Source organism: Burkholderia sp. Ac-20392 (genome assembly GCF_017104585.1).
Lineage (GTDB): Bacteria > Pseudomonadota > Gammaproteobacteria > Burkholderiales > Burkholderiaceae > Burkholderia > Burkholderia lata.
The window spans coordinates 1-15,236 of sequence record NZ_JAAGPB010000180.1; the positions used below are offsets into that span (position 1 = coordinate 1).

Here is a 15,236-nt window from a genome sequence, read left to right on the forward strand (position 1 = left end):
TCGGCGCGCGCGGCTACGCACACCTCGGGGTCCTGAAGGTGCTGGAGGACAACCGCATCCCGATCGACTGCATCGCGGGCACCAGCATGGGCGCCGTGGTCGGCGGCCTGTATGCGAGCGGCATGGCCGCCGGCGAGATGCAGAAGCGGCTGTCGGAGGTCAACCTCGCGGACATCGCGTTCGACGTGACGGAGCGCGCGGACCTGCCGCAAACCAGCCGGGAGGACGAGCGCCTGTACATCAACGGGCTGACGCTCGGCTTCGGCAAGAAAGGCGTGAAGGCGCCGGTCGGCCTCGTGCAGGGCAACCGGCTGCAGGCGCTGCTCGCGAACTGGACGGCCGCCGTGCCGACCAACCAGCCGTTCGACCGCCTGCCGATCCCGTACCGCGCGGTCGCGACCGACCTGCAGACGGGCCAGATGGTGGTGCTCGACCACGGTTCGCTGCCGCTCGCGATCCGCGCGAGCATGGCGATGCCGGGCCTGTTCGCGCCGGCCGAGATCAACGGGCGTGCGCTCGTGGACGGCGGGCTCGTCAGCAACCTGCCCGTCGACACCGCACGGCAGATGGGCGCGAACGTCGTGATCGCGGTCGACATCGGCTCGCAACTGCGTCCGCTCGACGCGCTCGCGTCGCCCGCCGACGTGATGCAGCAGATGGTCGGCATCCTGATCCGCCAGAACGTGACCGCGCAGCGCAAGCAGCTCGACGCGCAGGACGTGCTGCTCACGCCGGACCTCGGCGCGCTCGCGTTCACCGATTTCCAGAACGCGAAGCAGGCGATCGCCGCGGGAGCTGCCGCCGCGACCGCGGCGCTGCCGAAGCTGAAGCGCTTCGCGCTCACGCCGGAACAGTACGCGGCCTACCGATCGGCGCACGCGCAGCCGCTGCCACCGCCGATCCGGATCACGCGCATCGACATCAAGACCACCGGCGGCGTGCCGAAGCAGGTCGTCAGCAACGCGCTGCACGTGAAGCCCGGCGACACCTACGATCCGGATACCGTCAGCCAGGATCTGCTCGGGCTCACGACGGGCGGCAACTTCGAGAGCGTCACGCAGCAGATCGTGAGCCACGGCGACGAAAACGTGCTCGAGATCGATGCGCGCGAGAAATACTGGGGGCCGAACTTCCTGCTGTTCGGGCTCGGCATGTCGAGCAGTTCCACCGACGAGGGCGGCTTCCGCCTGCACGTCGGCTACCGGCGGCCATGGCTCACCGAATCGGGGCTCGAATTCCGCGCGGACACGACGATCGGCAGCGACCTGCAATCGGCGCGCATCGAGTTCCGCCAGCCGCTGTCGATGGCCTACGGCGTCTATCTGTCGCCCTACGCGGAATACCAGCGCCGCTACGCGAACCTGTACGACGACACCGGCGACGTGAAGATCACGCAGTACCTGATGCAGACCGCGCGCGCGGGGCTCGACTTCGGCCTGCCGATCGGGCGGCTCGGCGATTTCCGGATCGGCCTCGGTTACGTGACCGGGCACGGCTCGCCGACCTACAACGTGCCGTTCGACGACGGCAGCGGCCAGACGCTGCTGTGGCCGAGCTTCACGTCGCAGGCGCTGACCGCGCGCGCGCGGCTCGTCATCGACCAGCTCGACGATCCGCTGTTCCCGCGCAAGGGCTATTTCACCGAGCTGCGCGTCGAACGCTCGCTGGTGTCGCGCAACGGAGGCTCGGCGCAGGAATTCGATGACAGCATCAACAACGCGCCCTACACCGAGATCTACGGCAAGGCGATGGTGGCGCAGCAGTTCGGCCGGCACAGCGTCAGCGCGACGATCGAAGGCGGCAAGAGCATCGGCGGCACCAACCTGATCAACGCGTTCAACTTCACGCTCGGCGGCTTCCAGCATCTGTCCGCGTATGCGGCCGACCAGTTGAACGGCAACGAGCTCGCGTATGCGCAGGTGACCTACATGAACCAGCTGATGACGTTCAACGCATCGCCGATCAAGGCGCTGTCGGTGGGCGCCAGCGCGGAAGTCGGCAACGTCTGGTCGAGCGGCCAGCAGGTCGGCGGCGGCGCGCTCAAGCAGAGCTATACGTTCTTCACGAGCCTGTCGACCGCGTTCGGGCCCGTGTACATCGGCGTGGCGCTCGCGCCCGGCGGCCGTCGCAACTTCTACCTGCAACTCGGCCGCACGTACTGAGCCTGCGCGGATGCCGCTTCGGCGGCATCCGCGTCTCCATCGCGCCGCGCGCCCGGGTCAGAACTCCGCGGCCATCGCAACCGCGCGGGCTTGCGCCCGTTCGATGCTGTCGCTCGCCCGCGCACCCCACGTGTGTTCGACGGTCAGGCTCCTGACCTCACTCACGCCGATGAACCTCAACCAGAATTCGATGTAGTCGGCCTGATGCCGGAACCCGGGATTGTCGGCACCCGCGCCGGGTTCCCGGCTTTGCCCGCGAACATGGATCACCAGCGCGCGCGGAATGTCCAGCAGCGGCGCGTACGCGTTGCCGTCGAACGTAAACAGCATGTTCCGCTGGCTGACGAGATCGATCAGTTGCTTGAGCTTGTATGGATAGCCGAAATTCCACATCGGCACGCCCACGACGATCCGGTCCGCGTCCTGAAAGCGCTTCACGAGCGACTGGATTCGCCGCCAGATCGACTGCTCCGCCTCATCCATCGGCGCGTTTGCGACGCCCTTGTACTTGGCGCCGATCGCGTCGCTGTCGAAGTCCGGCAAGTCCTCCTCCCAGACATTCAGCGTATCGACGTCGATCGTTGCGCCCGTCTCCCGGTACGCATCGACAAAGGCACGGGCGACCGCGATCGAAGCCGACCTGGCGCCGCGGGGAGAAGACACGATGTTCAAAAGCCGCATGAGGTTTGACCCGGACAGGAATGCATGAACAAGGGGGCGGCCATCGTGGCGGCCCCGGCTCCACTGCTGCGTCGCGGGCCGCCCGCCTCCGCTGTCATGGCTCGGCCGGCCCATATAGTTGCAATTGCAATCGTAATGCAAAGCGTGCGCGCACGCCAAACGAATCGTCACGCGATTGCGGTGCGGGAAGGTGTCGATACGGGAAAGGTGCGGCGGGAAAGGCCGGCGACGCGCTCGAATCCGGCGCGCGCGGCGGTCGTGCTGTGGTGCTGTGGTGCTGTCGTGCTGCTGTTTCTGTCGAGGCCGAGGGCCCGTGCGGCGTATCGCTAGACCGGCCAGCTGATCTCGAAGCGCGCGCCGCCGAGCTCGACCGGATCGACGACCGCGATCCGGCCGTTGTGCGCATGGAGCACCTGCCGCGTGATCGACAGGCCGAGGCCATAGCCGCCGGTGCGGCGGTCGAGGCGCACGAATGCGTCGAAGATCCGCTCGCGTTCGCTCTCCGGCACGCCGGGGCCATCGTCCTCGACGAAGATCCCGATATTGCCGTGCACGAGCGAGATCCCGACGACGATCTGCGACTTCGCGTACTTGCTCGCGTTGCGCAACAGGTTGCGCATCGCATACGACATCAGCCGCCGGTCCATCTTCACGCGCAGGTCGGATGCGATCGCGATGCGCGACTCGATCGCGCGCTCCGGATACAGCAGCTGCGCATCGCTGACCTGATGCTCGAACCACGCAACGGGGGCCGTCATCTCCAGGTTCGACTGCAGCGAGCTGTATTCGAGCCGTGCAAACGTGAGGCTCATGTCGATCAGTTCCTCGAGCTCGGTCACGTCCTGCGCGATGCTCTCGAGCGCCGCCTGGTATTCGGCCGCCGAACCCGGCTCGCGCAGCATTTCGAGTGCGAAACGCACGCGTGCGAGCGGCGTGCGCAGCTCGTGCGAAATGCCGTTCGTCAGGTCGCGCTGCGCGGCGATCAGCCGTTCCATGCGCATCGCGAGCGCATTCAGCGTCCGCGCGAGCGGGCCGATGATCACGCTGTGCGATTCGCGCGCGCGCGTGTTGAAGCGCCCGCCCGTAAAGTCGATCGCGCGCTCGCGCACCATCACGAGATCCGACCACACCGGCCGCATCCACCGGTACGCGGCGAGCGCGGGCGCGGCGAACACGAATACGAGCACGATCCAGATGTCGCCGGGCAGCGAGTCGAACGCATGCCACACGACCTGCGGCGACAATTCGACGCACAGCGCGAGCGCCGGCACGAGCGCGGTCAGCAGCACGAGGCCGAGCAGATGCAGGTAGGTGCGCACGTAAAGACGCGACCAGCTCGGGATGCGGTCGGCGCGCGTATCGGTCCACGCGCGACGGAAATGCAGCCAGCGCCATTTGACGTAGCGCAGCGTCGGCAGCGGCGGTGCATCGGGGTGCGAACGGGTTCGTCGGATCATCTCGGCTCCCGGCCGGCGGGTGAAAGGCCCGCGCGGAACGTGACGGCGTCGTACGAACGTCGCGTCATTCCCACGCGTGCTTGCTGAATTGATAGCCCTTGCTGCGGATCGTCTTGATCCGTTGCGGGTTGCTCGCGTCGTCACGCAGCTTGCGGCGCAGCTTCGAGATGCGCCCGTCGATCGTACGGTCCAGGCCGTCGAACTCGACGCCGCGCAACTGCAGCATCAGGTCGTCGCGGCTGACGACCTCGCCCGCATGGCACACGAGCGCCCACAACAGGTCGAACTCGGCCGACGTCAGGTCGGGCGTGCTGCCGTCGGGCAGCACGACGGAGCGGTCGGTGCGGTCGATCGAGAACTTGCCGAACGCGTAGCGCTCGGGCTGCGGTGCGGCGCTCTCGGTCACGCGCGCGGGCGCGCGACGCAGTTGGGCCTTGATCCGCGCGAGCAGGATGCGCGGCTCGACCGGCTTGTGTACGTAGTCGTCCGCGCCGAACTCGAGGCCAAGCAGTTCGTCGAACGGTTCGTCGCGCGCCGTCACCATGATGATCACGCCGTCGTATTGCTTGCGTGCCTCGCGGCAGATTTCGAAGCCGTCCTTGCCCGGCAGGTTCACGTCGAGAATGACGAGATCGGGACGAATGGACAGGATCGCCGGCACCGCGGCGTCACCATGCAGCACAGTGTCGACTTCATAGTCGTTCTTGCGCAGGTAGCCGGCGATCAGCGTGGACAGGCGGGTGTCGTCTTCGACGAGCAGGATGCGAAAAGACATGGGCAGCGGTCGGGTCATCGGGGAAGCCGCGGCGGCGCCGGCCGGTGCCGGACGCCGGCCATTGGCCGAAACGTACCGCATGATACTGCGCCCGCCGGTTGCCTGTTTAGAGGTCTTGAAAATAAGGGCGCGATATCGTCCGCGCTTGACGAATCGGCGCCGGGACGGTTCCATACGGGCTCGCCTGAATCCGGGCCGCTCACCTACCCGCCTGACTTGATGAATTACCAGACGATCCTCGAACGCATCCACACCGAACTCGCCCCCTGGATTGGCCAGGGACGGGTTGCCGACTACATTCCCGAGCTCGCGAAAGTGCCCGCCGACAAGTTCGGGATGGCCGTCGTGACGCTCGACGGAAACGTTTGCACGGTCGGCGACGCGTATGAGCGCTTCTCGATCCAGAGCATCTCGAAGCTGTTCGCGTGCACGCTCGCGTTCCAGTTGCTGGGCGACGATTTGTGGGAACGGGTCGGCCGCGAGCCGTCCGGCAACGCATTCAACTCACTCGTCCAGCTCGAGAGCGAGCGCGGCAAGCCGCGCAATCCGTTCATCAACGCCGGTGCGCTGGTCGTCACCGACGTGCTGTGCCGCCGCTTCGTGAAAGCCGAGACGGCGCTCGTCGAATTCGTGCGGCGGCTGATCGGCGCGAACGACATCGACTACGATTCGCGCGTCGCGCAATCGGAGCTGCAGCACGCGGAGCGCAATCGCGCGATGGCGCACTTCATGGCCAGCTTCGGCAACATGCAGATGCCGCCCGACACGGTGATCGATGCGTATTGCCGCCAGTGCGCGATCACGATGAACTGCGTCGAGCTCGCGCGCGCCGCGCTGTTTCTCGCGAACGGCGGCGTCGCGCCGGTGACCGGCGAGCGGATCGTCGATTCGAGTTCGGCGAAGCGGCTGTCGGCGCTGATGCTGACGTGTGGCACCTACGACGCGGCGGGTGATTTCGTGTATCGCGTCGGGTTGCCTGCGAAGAGTGGCGTCGGCGGCGGGATCGTCGCGGTGCTGCCAGGCGAGATGGCCGTGTGCGTGTGGGCGCCGGGGCTCGATGCGAACGGGAACTCGCTGGCGGGGACGCTGGCGCTGGAGTGGTTGACGACTTATTCTGGACGGTCGATTTTTTGAGGTGGCGGAATCCACGCGCAACTCATGCCCCACAATGGTTGCAGATCGATTCGGCATGCGCCAGCACCCTGCGCGGGCAATTAACCCTTTGGCAGCGATCGATCCATAACCGATGCTCGTCACAGCATTTTCACGTGGGTGGCCGTTTCATCTTCAACTGCACGAAATCCCAGTCGGGAGTAGAAGGCAGCTGCAGATTCTGTATCCGTTGAAAGCCGGACTTGATGGAATTGCAGCTCTGCTCTCTGAAGCAGTGCAGCAACGAGGGCTTCACCTATACCGCGACGGCGGAAGGCATTCGCCACATAGAGGCGGCGCAGCCGGCCGGTCAACCCATCCGGGACATAGGGGTCGACGTTCAAGCCGCCAACCCCCAGAAGAGTTCCATTGTCAGTGACCGCGAGCAGACATTCACCCGGCTTATCGAACCTGTTGCTTCCGTCTTGCCACTCGCGAATCAAACGGCCGACAAAGTTGAACCCTTGATCGACAGCTTCACGCTCAAAATCCAATAGCTGCGGAGGAAGGGTTGCTAACTGTTGAATTGAGATCATGTTGATGACCATCGCCCGGAGCACCGGGGAATGTTAGCGATTTGACGATCCGACAGCAACCCGCCCAAAGTTGCCGAATGACCAGTACTCGCGGCGGATTCAACCGATCGCCCAAGAGAGTGCGACGTTCGCCCGCTTGGTCGACATCGGGGCGTCGGTTTATATACACGTAGCGCAGGGACACTGGCGCTGGAGTGGTTGACGACTTATTCGGGACGGTCGATTTTTTGAGGGGGTGGAGTTGGGCGTGCCTTATCTGCGAAACGGCGGCAGGTGAATATCGGCGCGCTCAGTGAAGAACTCGCCATTCGGCGGCAATTGGCCCCACAAAGACATGTACCGGTTCACACAACAAAACCAAGAAAAATGAAACTACTCCTCGTCGCTTCGTTGGGAATGTCATTGCTTGCTCAAACATCACCCGCCTTCGCGGATAGTGATAACGGGAAAAAGATCTTTCTGGCGAGATGTGCGATGTGCCACGGAGCGGATGCCAGGGGAACAGGGTCATTGGCCAATAAAAGCAACCCGCCCACGCCGGATCTGACGACGCCCGCCTTCAAGAAACGACTCAACGATTATCCGGGCGTCATTGTCTCGTCAGTCATACTTCGCCCGAACGGAGACCTGATTCCGAAAACGTTGCGAGAAAATGGTGTAAAACTGCCGCCCCACGCCTGGACGGTCAAAGATTTTCGCGACTTGAATCAATACATGAGCGGATTGATTTTAAAAAATTGAATGCTTTGATGCGGGTTGATCTTGCCGGCGTGCCAGCGCATTGGCGCTGGAGGGGTTGACGACTCGTTCCGGACGATCGGCGCTTCAAACGTGCCGGCACGTCGCACGATCGACCCGTAGACCCATGTCCGGCTGATATCGACATGCGCCGGCATGCTCAATGGAGGTATTGCCTCTCGATGGCCCGCGCTCATAGTCCATTGCGCCCATGGAAAGCCTGACGATGCATTCGAATCTGCTCACGCTGCCGCCCGGTGTCCACGCCGGCGTACAGATCCGGCCGCGCTGGCCCGCGCGACACGTCCACGTGGACGCGGATGTCCTGGGCAAGCTGCAGGCGATCCAGACCGGGTTGCCCGCCGGGATCAGCCTGATCCTGACGCGCGGCTACGAGCCGCGAGCGTCCGGGCTCGGTTTTGCCCGCCGTCGGTTTCGCGCACTGGGAATCGGCGCGTTCCGCCTGCTCTATCCTGCCCGCCGCGACGAGCTGGCCGATATCTTCGGCAGCAACGGCCACGATGTCGATGGAACGCACATCGACGTTTCATTCAGCGTGAACGGTCGGCGCATACGGATGTTGCCGCTGGGCGTATTCACGCCGCCTTTCTGGCAGCGGCGCCGTGTGCGGCGCTGCGCTTCGGCGCTCGCGCAGATCCAGGCCGCGCTGGTGCAGCACGGGTTTCAGATTCACCGCAATGCAACGGAAAGCCTGCAGATTCATTGCGACCTGGCGCGTTAGGAGATCCGCGCCATCGGGCCCGGCACGCACTCAACGAAACATGCGCCGCTCGACAGCAAACGCCCCTCGCGCTCACTCGGCTTGCGCGAAGTTCAACTCGACGCCATTGCCGGCCGGATCGCGGAAGAAAAACTGCACCTGGCCAGTGAGCGGAACGTGTGCGCGCGTGAATGCCACGTTGGCGTCGGTCAGATGACGGGCCATTGCGTCGACGTCCGCACAGGCAAACGCAACATGATCGAACGTATTGGCAACATGAGAAGGATGCGACTCGCCCGGCCGCGCTTCCGACAGATGCAGCACGGCCTGCGTGCCCGCATACAACCAATAGCCGAAGCTTTTGAACGGCGGACGAAACCCTTCCTGCAAGCCGACGATGTCGACGTAGAAATCGCGAAGCGAATCGAGTGTCGGCCGATCCGCGCGCAGATTGTAGTGACTGAATCCGGTAACTGGCATGACGTGTAACTCGTGTTGGCGCAACGTGACATGAAATGGCATCGCGCCGGGCATTGCCGCCTCAAGCACGATCCGCGCGAAAGCGGCAAACCGGCAACGGCGAGCAGTCGCGGCCGACTATCAACCATCGGCATCGCACTTCCCGGAACGACCGTGGGTCGATCAAGCGCACGCCAGTATATTGCGGCCGCGCGAACACGTTGCGCCGGTTTGGCGGCGGCTACCGTGCGACGCGGCAAAACGCCCCTACGAAAATCGCATCGGCGGCCGGCCCGATTTTCCGGTACAAATCGGGGACGCTGACATTCCCCGCGAGCTATCGGAGACTCTCGTTCATGACTCGGCAACACGCACCGGATATCGCAACGACAACCCGCACGAACCCCGGCGACAACCCATCCGCACCGATTCCCGCCATCGTGCCGTCAAGCACCGCACTGCTCGTCATGCATTACCAGACCGACATCCTCGGCCTCTTTCCGTCGGTCGCGCCCGCGCTGCTCGCCAATACACGCCGGCTATGCAATGCGGCGCGGGCCAGCGGCATCGGCGTCTGGTTCGCGAACCTGCGGTTCAGCCCCGGCTACCCGGAAGTTAGCCCGCGCAACAAGAACGGCCAGGGCATCAAGCAGCTCGGCCTGTTCATCAACGACGGTCCGTGCCCAGAACTCGGCCGGCAGCCCGACGAGCCGCTGATCGTCGCACACCGCGCCAGCGTGTTCTTCGGCACCGATCTGCAGGCGCGGCTCGTTGAGCAATGTGTCGATTCGCTGATCATGGTCGGCATCGCGTCGACGGGCGTGATGCTGTCGTCGATCGCCCACGCGAGCGACGCGGACTTCCGCCTGTACACGGTCAAGGACTGCTGCTACGACCCGGACCCGGTGGTCCACGAGCACCTGTTCTCCACCGCCTTCGAATCGCGCACGACGGTGCTGTCGCTCGCGGACGCGTTGCGGCTGCTCGAGTAAACAAGCGGTCGCGCGAGCGTGACGGGCCAGCGGCTTCACGAATCGGCCCGCCGGATAACGACTACCGGACCGCTCCGATCCCCTTCAGGATGAGGTCGATGCCGGCGACGAACTGCTCGCGCTCGTCGTGCGCAGCCAGTTGCGCCGCCACCTTGCGCACGAACGGATACGCCGCCGGATCGAGTTGCGTCCACCGGTCGGCGACGGTCGCCACGATCTCCGGCTGCGCCGGACCGCGCGAATGCAGGCGCGCGCCGGCCGCGTATTGGCCGGCCAGCCCGAAGATGTAGTGCATCAGCGCGGATGCCGCGTTGAATTGCGCGGGTTCGGGCACGCCCAGCGCCTGCAGATGCCCGCCGACGCTTTCGAGAATCCGCAGCACCGCGTCCTGCCACGGCGCGCGGAACAGCTGCGCGCCCACCCACGGATGCGCGCTGAACGCGTCGAACAGACGCAACGCGACGCGACGGATCGCCTTCGCCGCCTCGCCGTCCGGCGCCCTCGATTCATCCGCCATCGCGCCCGCGATCACCCGATCCGCGGCCAAAGTGAGCAGGTCGTGCTTGTCGGCGACATGCCAGTAGATCGCGCCGCTTCCGGTCGCCAGGTGCGCGGCAAGCGCGCGAAACGTCAGCGCGCCCTCGCCTTCGTTGTCGAGGATTTCGATCGCCGCATTGACGATCCGCTCTTTCGACAGCGCGTCGGCGCGCCGCTCGGTTCGGTTTTTGGTTGCCATGCGCGGTAGCTTGACACATCTGGAACAACGTTCCAATATCTCGCCATGGAACGCCGTTCCATAAACACGCCTGTCGCGGGCACGATGCCTGTCAGGCGCCACCCTTCCTACCGCCACCGGCCCGCCCCGGCCGCAAGCCGAGCCCTCGATGACTCAACCTGTCACCCATGATGTCGTGATTGCCGGAGCCGGCCCTGTCGGCCTTTTTCTCGCGTGCGAGTTGCGCCTTGCCGGCCTGTCGGTACTGGTGGTCGAGCAGGCCGGCGATCCGGACTCCCCGCTGAAGCGACTGCCGTTCGGCATGCGCGGCTTGTCGGCGCCCACCCTCGAAGCGTTTTACCGTCGCGGCCTGCTCGACGACATCGCGATGCCGTCCGGCGCGTACGACACCGCGCACTGGATGAAGCAGTCGCGCCGTCCGGGCGGGCATTTCGCCGGCATTCCGTTCTTCCACGACCGCATCGATGCGTCCCGATGGCCGTACCGCCTGCCCGGTCCGGCCGGTACTCATATGCCGACCGATCTCGAACGCGTCGAATCCGCGCTGGCCGCCCGCGCGAGCGCGACGGGCGTCGAGATCCGGCGCGGCATCCGGGTCGAAGGCTTCGACCAGTCGGACGAGGACGACGCGGTAACGCTGTACGCAGGCGGCAACACGTGGCGCGGACGCTGGCTCGTCGGCTGCGACGGTGGCCGCAGCACGGTCCGCAAGGCGGGCGGCTTCACGTTCGCCGGCACCGACCCCGAATTCACCGGATACTCGATCGAAGTCGAGCTCGCCGATCCCGGCATGCTGCCGCCCGGCCGTCACTACACCACGACCGGCATGTATACGTACACGCCGCCCGGGACCATCGCGATGGTCGAATTCGACGGTGGCGCGCTCCACCGACGCGAGCCGGTCACGCTCGACCATGCGCAGGCGGTGCTGCGGCGCGTGTCCGGCACCGGCGTCACGCTGACGACGCTGCGGCTCGCCACCACCTGGACGGACCGCGCGTGCCAGGCGACCACCTATCGCAACGGCCGCGTGCTGCTCGCGGGCGACGCCGCGCACATCCACTCGCCACTTGGCGGCCAGGGGCTCAACCTCGGTCTCGGCGACGCGATAAATCTCGGCTGGAAGCTGGCCGCCACGATCCGCGGCGACGCGCCGGCCGGCCTGCTCGACAGCTATTCGGACGAGCGGCACCCGGTGGGCGCCCGCGTGCTCGACTGGTCGCGCGCGCAGGTCGCGCTGATGCGGCCGGCCCGGAGTTCGCGCGCACTCGAGGCGATCGTCCGCGATCTGGTCGACACGCGCGACGGGGCGACGTACTTCGCCGAGCGCGTATGGGGCGTATCCGTTGCGTACGATCTCGGCAGTGGCCATCCGCTCGTCGGACGCAGCGTGCCCGACTTCGAACTGGTCGACGGAACGCGGCTCGGCGAGCACGTCAGGCACGGCAAAGGTGTGCTGCTGGACTTCGAGGGAGGAAGGCCGCTGCAGGCGCTCGCCTCCCGCTGGCATGACCGGATCGCGTATCTCGCGAGCGATGCGAATGACCGGCTGGGATTGCGCGCCGTGCTCGTGCGGCCCGACGGGGCCGTCGCATGGGCCGGTGACGATGCGTCGACCGTCGACGAAGCCGCGCACGCGGCCATGCGATGGTTCGGCAAGCCATGCGCCGCGCGTTGAAGATGACCGCTCGTCGTCTGACGAATCAGGTGTATATTCCCGACCGATATGCCTGCATGCGCGCCATCGACGGCGCGCCCGACCTCATCGAATGCTCACGCCCTCCGCCCTGCCGACACCTGCCGAACTGAACCGCACGCTGCCGTTCACAGCCGGCGCGCGGCCGTGGCGGCTCGTCCGCTATGCGTGCATCGACTGGCTCGGCATCCTGCTGTGCTGGGCCGCGATCCGCTTCGTGCCGAATCCGTTCGTCTATGTCGCAGCCGTGTTGCTGATCGCGGGCCGGCTGCAGGCATTCGGCGTGATCCTGCACGATGCCTGCCATCTCCCGATGCGGCGCATGACGCTGCCGCTCGCGCTCGTCGAAGCGCTCGCCGGCTGGACGATCGGTTCGTCGATTGCCGCGATGCGCTATCACCATCTGCGCCATCACCGCGCGGTCGGCACCGCCGAGGATCCGTACCTGCACCGGCTGGCTGCACGCGGCGGCTGGGTGCAGCGCGTGATGATGCTGCGCGGCGCACTGCTGCCGGTCTGGTGGCCGCTGCGCGCGCTGATGGCGCCGCTCGCACTCGCGTGGCCCGCGTTCCGGCCGTGGTATGCGCGCGGCTTCATGCAGGACCGCTCGCGCCAGGACCTGCGCCGTCACCCTGAAGTCATCGCCTGCGCGCGCGCCGACCTGCCGCATTGCGCGGGCTATCTGCTCGCGATCGCGGCCGTCGTGCACTGGGATCTGCCGTTCTTCGCGTACTACGGACTGCCGTGGATCGTCGGCGGCATCATGAACGCGAACCGCGTGCTGCTCGAACATCAGCACGTCGAGATCGACGAACGCGCGCCGGAGTCGATCTGGCAGATGACGCGCACGATGACGTTCGGCTGGATCGGCAAGCTCGTGCTGTATCCGCGCAACATCGGCTATCACCAGGTGCATCACGCGTATCCGGCGCTCGCGCTCGAGCATCTGCCGGCCGTGCACCGCTACCTGACGGACGGCACGGCATTCGCGCCGCCCGCACCCGGCCAGGCCGGCTCCACGCACTGAACGCCCAGCACCGCGCCGCGCCTACAGCTCGAAGCGCATCACCTTCTCGCCGCACTGCGCGGCCGGCAGCGGCTCGCCGCGCTTCACCGCATCGAGCAGCCGGTCGATCGCGACATGCACGATGTCGGCGCGCACGTTGTGCGGACGAAAGCCCGGCGCGTTGTCGAGGCCCTGCCGGTGCGCGCGCATGATCCGCACGTCCTGCTGGATCACGAGATGCGTGTACAGGTTCAGCAGCGGCCGCAGCGCGCGCAGCATCCAGCGCGGCAGCCGGAAGCGATACGCGATGTACGTATAGACGCGCGAGCGGCGCGCATCGATCGGCGTGATCTGGCTGACGATCAGGAAACCGGAACGTTCGCCCCACAGATAGTCGCAGCGCGTCACGTTCGGCGCGATGAAGCGGTCGACGTGCGCGAGCGGCACGCGATCGGGGTTCGTGAGCCAGTCGAGACAGAAGCCGATCTTGTCGTCGCCATCGTGATACGTGACGGCGACGCTGTCCTGCGTCGTCGCGACCGTCGCTTCCATCGCCTGGCCGCGGCTGCTGCGGAAGATCCCGTCGTGCACGAATACCGTATGCGGCACGTCCATGAAGTTCTGCGCGAGCATCGCGATGTCGCCGTCGAACGTATTCACCATGAAGTACGACTGCCACGGCGCGACGTCGCAAAACGGCATCCGGAAGATCGTGCGCGCCGACGGGTCGCCCGCGCCGAGATACACCCATACGAGACCGTCGAGCAGTTGCACGGGCAGCGTGCGCTGCCGGAACGGATAGCGGCCGGGCGTGCCGGTCGGCTGCGTGCCGTCGATGCTCGGCACGTGGACGACCTGACCTTCGCCGTCGTAACGCCAGCCGTGATACGGGCACACGAGCGTGTCGCGATCGACCTTGCCGGCCGAGAGCCGCGTGCCGCGATGCACGCACTGATCGATCAGCGCGGCGATCCGGCCGTCGAGCTGCCGGAACAGCACGATGCCGGTATCGAGGATCCGGACGCCCAGCGGCTTGTCGCGCGGGAGTTCGCGTTCGGTGCACGCGACGAACCATTGCTCGTGCAGGCCATCGGCCGGCGGAGCATGTTCGTGCGCACCGGCGGCATCGCGTGACGGGCACTCGTGCCCGCATCCGCGTGGTTCGATCATGTCGTTCATCGCGTCATTCATTCGTCATCGCAAGCAACGCGTCGGCCACCGGCAACCGCGTCACGAGTGCGCACGGCTTCACGTCGCCCGCGCGGATGCCGGCCCGTTCGGCCGACTGTTGCAGCAGGTCACCGAGTCGTTCCGGCGATCGGCCCAGCCGTTGCATGCGCAGCGGGCCAAGCTGGCCGAGGCGGCGTGCGTGCGCATAGTGGAACGCCTGCATCAGTTCGGCTTCGACGACGGCACACATCGTGTCGGCCGCGTCTGCGTCGATCTCGCCGGCGATGCACAGCACGTAATGCGGCCGCCCTTCTTTCGCGACACACGGCACGATGCACGCGCCGACTTCGCCGTGCCGCCCACGTGCGCGATTCAGCGCGTCGGCCGCAATCTGTTCGTCGAGTTTCTCGCCGACGAGATCGACGCTCGCCGCCGCGCGCCCGACGAACGCAATGCGCGGCGTGCGCGCGGTCATGCCGACCACGCGGACGCGATCACCGAGCGCATAGCGATACAGCCCGCCGCCGGTGGTCAGCAGCACCTGCGCGTCGTCGCCGGGTCGCAACCCTTCGACGCCGCACACGCGGCCGTCGTCGCGCACGAATTCAAGATAGTGGCTGCCGATCGCGAGCGGGCAACCGTCGCCTGCGCCGAACGGAATGCTCGCGACGCCTTCGGTCGCGAACAGTCCCTTCCGCAGCCATTGCACCTGCGGAAACCGCACGCGCAACGCATCGGCGTAATGCTGGCTCGGGCCGTCCAGCCAGCAACTGACGGCGGCCAGGCGCGGCCACAGCGCACGGCAATCGCCCGTCTCGATCGCACGGCGCAGCGCCGCGCGCCAGCCGGGCCACCAGTCGGCCGGCAGATGATGGGGCGCGTCGATCAGGAAGCCGGCCGCGCCGGCATCGGCGAACGCGGCGAGGTGCTTGCACCACCACGCGGACAGCGCGTC

The 15,236-nt window shown here is 66.2% G+C and carries 15 protein-coding genes; 7 read left to right on the top strand and 8 right to left on the bottom strand.

Annotation, left to right across the window (positions count from 1 at the left end; all coding sequences use genetic code 11):
- The coding region (locus tag G3N99_RS20050) for a patatin-like phospholipase family protein (protein ID WP_206123273.1) at positions 1-2,162 on the top strand (2,162 nt) is incomplete at its 5' end.
- Positions 2,163-2,219: 57 nt separating this feature from the next.
- Here the strand turns inward: G3N99_RS20050 and G3N99_RS20055 are convergent.
- The 3 genes from G3N99_RS20055 to G3N99_RS20065 form a co-directional block, all read right to left on the bottom strand.
- Positions 2,220-2,843, bottom strand: coding sequence for an NAD(P)H-dependent oxidoreductase (locus G3N99_RS20055; RefSeq protein WP_206123282.1), 624 nt, complete (start codon positions 2,841-2,843; stop codon positions 2,220-2,222).
- A 326-nt stretch (positions 2,844-3,169) separates the two neighbouring features.
- A complete protein-coding gene (locus G3N99_RS20060) occupies positions 3,170-4,300 on the bottom strand; it encodes an ATP-binding protein (RefSeq protein ID WP_174936846.1) in 1,131 nt (376 codons plus the stop codon).
- Between the two features lie 64 nt (positions 4,301-4,364).
- The gene (locus G3N99_RS20065) at positions 4,365-5,075 is read right to left on the bottom strand and encodes a response regulator (protein WP_174936844.1); all 711 of its coding nucleotides are present in this window, start codon (positions 5,073-5,075) and stop codon (positions 4,365-4,367) included.
- Between the two features lie 219 nt (positions 5,076-5,294).
- Here G3N99_RS20065 and G3N99_RS20070 point away from each other — a divergent pair, with 219 nt between their 5' ends.
- On the top strand, positions 5,295-6,209 hold the full coding sequence (locus G3N99_RS20070; protein ID WP_206123274.1) for a glutaminase: 915 nt from the start codon (positions 5,295-5,297) through the stop codon (positions 6,207-6,209).
- A gap of 119 nt (positions 6,210-6,328) precedes the next feature.
- On the opposite strand, the gene G3N99_RS20075 is transcribed toward G3N99_RS20070, so the two are convergent.
- A complete protein-coding gene (locus tag G3N99_RS20075) occupies positions 6,329-6,775 on the bottom strand; it encodes a GNAT family N-acetyltransferase (protein WP_174936840.1) in 447 nt (148 codons plus the stop codon).
- 354 nt (positions 6,776-7,129) lie between these two features.
- Between G3N99_RS20075 and G3N99_RS20080 the strand changes: the two genes are divergently transcribed.
- Positions 7,130-7,504: a cytochrome c gene (locus tag G3N99_RS20080; protein ID WP_206123283.1), complete on the top strand. Its 375-nt coding sequence runs from the start codon at positions 7,130-7,132 to the stop codon at positions 7,502-7,504.
- Positions 7,505-7,712: 208 nt separating this feature from the next.
- Positions 7,713-8,243, top strand: a complete 531-nt coding sequence (locus tag G3N99_RS20085; protein WP_206123276.1) for a hypothetical protein — start codon at positions 7,713-7,715, stop codon at positions 8,241-8,243.
- A 72-nt stretch (positions 8,244-8,315) separates the two neighbouring features.
- Here the strand turns inward: G3N99_RS20085 and G3N99_RS20090 are convergent, their stop codons facing one another.
- Positions 8,316-8,702: a VOC family protein gene (locus G3N99_RS20090; RefSeq protein WP_206123284.1), complete on the bottom strand. Its 387-nt coding sequence runs from the start codon at positions 8,700-8,702 to the stop codon at positions 8,316-8,318.
- Positions 8,703-9,037: 335 nt separating this feature from the next.
- Here G3N99_RS20090 and G3N99_RS20095 point away from each other — a divergent pair, with 335 nt between their 5' ends.
- Positions 9,038-9,673: an isochorismatase family cysteine hydrolase gene (locus G3N99_RS20095; RefSeq protein ID WP_206123277.1), complete on the top strand. Its 636-nt coding sequence runs from the start codon at positions 9,038-9,040 to the stop codon at positions 9,671-9,673.
- 61 nt (positions 9,674-9,734) lie between these two features.
- Here the strand turns inward: G3N99_RS20095 and G3N99_RS20100 are convergent, their stop codons facing one another.
- The gene (locus G3N99_RS20100) at positions 9,735-10,409 is read right to left on the bottom strand and encodes a TetR/AcrR family transcriptional regulator (RefSeq protein ID WP_206123278.1); all 675 of its coding nucleotides are present in this window, start codon (positions 10,407-10,409) and stop codon (positions 9,735-9,737) included.
- Between the two features lie 148 nt (positions 10,410-10,557).
- Between G3N99_RS20100 and G3N99_RS20105 the strand changes: the two genes are divergently transcribed.
- Complete coding sequence (locus G3N99_RS20105) at positions 10,558-12,087, top strand: FAD-dependent monooxygenase (protein ID WP_206123279.1); 1,530 nt, start codon at positions 10,558-10,560, stop codon at positions 12,085-12,087.
- A 91-nt stretch (positions 12,088-12,178) separates the two neighbouring features.
- Positions 12,179-13,132, top strand: a complete 954-nt coding sequence (locus G3N99_RS20110) for a fatty acid desaturase family protein (protein WP_206123280.1) — start codon at positions 12,179-12,181, stop codon at positions 13,130-13,132.
- Positions 13,133-13,153: 21 nt separating this feature from the next.
- Here the strand turns inward: G3N99_RS20110 and G3N99_RS20115 are convergent, their stop codons facing one another.
- Positions 13,154-14,290 carry an aromatic ring-hydroxylating dioxygenase subunit alpha gene (locus G3N99_RS20115; protein ID WP_241011753.1) on the bottom strand — a complete coding sequence of 379 codons (1,137 nt, stop codon included), beginning with the start codon at positions 14,288-14,290 and terminating at the stop codon, positions 13,154-13,156.
- 4 nt (positions 14,291-14,294) lie between these two features.
- The coding region (locus G3N99_RS20120) for a GH3 auxin-responsive promoter family protein (RefSeq protein ID WP_241011754.1) at positions 14,295-15,236 on the bottom strand (942 nt) is incomplete at its 5' end.

Bases quoted from the DNA above. Each gene is read 5' to 3' on its own strand.
- G3N99_RS20055 (WP_206123282.1), bottom strand. From the start codon at position 2,843: ATGCGGCTTTTGAACATCGTGTCTTCTCCCCGCGGCGCCAGGTCGGCT.
- G3N99_RS20060 (WP_174936846.1), bottom strand. From the start codon at position 4,300: ATGATCCGACGAACCCGTTCGCACCCCGATGCACCGCCGCTGCCGACG.
- G3N99_RS20065 (WP_174936844.1), bottom strand. From the start codon at position 5,075: ATGTCTTTTCGCATCCTGCTCGTCGAAGACGACACCCGCCTGTCCACG.
- G3N99_RS20070 (WP_206123274.1), top strand. From the start codon at position 5,295: ATGAATTACCAGACGATCCTCGAACGCATCCACACCGAACTCGCCCCC.
- G3N99_RS20075 (WP_174936840.1), bottom strand. From the start codon at position 6,775: ATGGTCATCAACATGATCTCAATTCAACAGTTAGCAACCCTTCCTCCG.
- G3N99_RS20080 (WP_206123283.1), top strand. From the start codon at position 7,130: ATGAAACTACTCCTCGTCGCTTCGTTGGGAATGTCATTGCTTGCTCAA.
- G3N99_RS20085 (WP_206123276.1), top strand. From the start codon at position 7,713: ATGGAAAGCCTGACGATGCATTCGAATCTGCTCACGCTGCCGCCCGGT.
- G3N99_RS20090 (WP_206123284.1), bottom strand. From the start codon at position 8,702: ATGCCAGTTACCGGATTCAGTCACTACAATCTGCGCGCGGATCGGCCG.
- G3N99_RS20095 (WP_206123277.1), top strand. From the start codon at position 9,038: ATGACTCGGCAACACGCACCGGATATCGCAACGACAACCCGCACGAAC.
- G3N99_RS20100 (WP_206123278.1), bottom strand. From the start codon at position 10,409: ATGGCAACCAAAAACCGAACCGAGCGGCGCGCCGACGCGCTGTCGAAA.
- G3N99_RS20105 (WP_206123279.1), top strand. From the start codon at position 10,558: ATGACTCAACCTGTCACCCATGATGTCGTGATTGCCGGAGCCGGCCCT.
- G3N99_RS20110 (WP_206123280.1), top strand. From the start codon at position 12,179: ATGCTCACGCCCTCCGCCCTGCCGACACCTGCCGAACTGAACCGCACG.
- G3N99_RS20115 (WP_241011753.1), bottom strand. From the start codon at position 14,290: ATGAACGACATGATCGAACCACGCGGATGCGGGCACGAGTGCCCGTCA.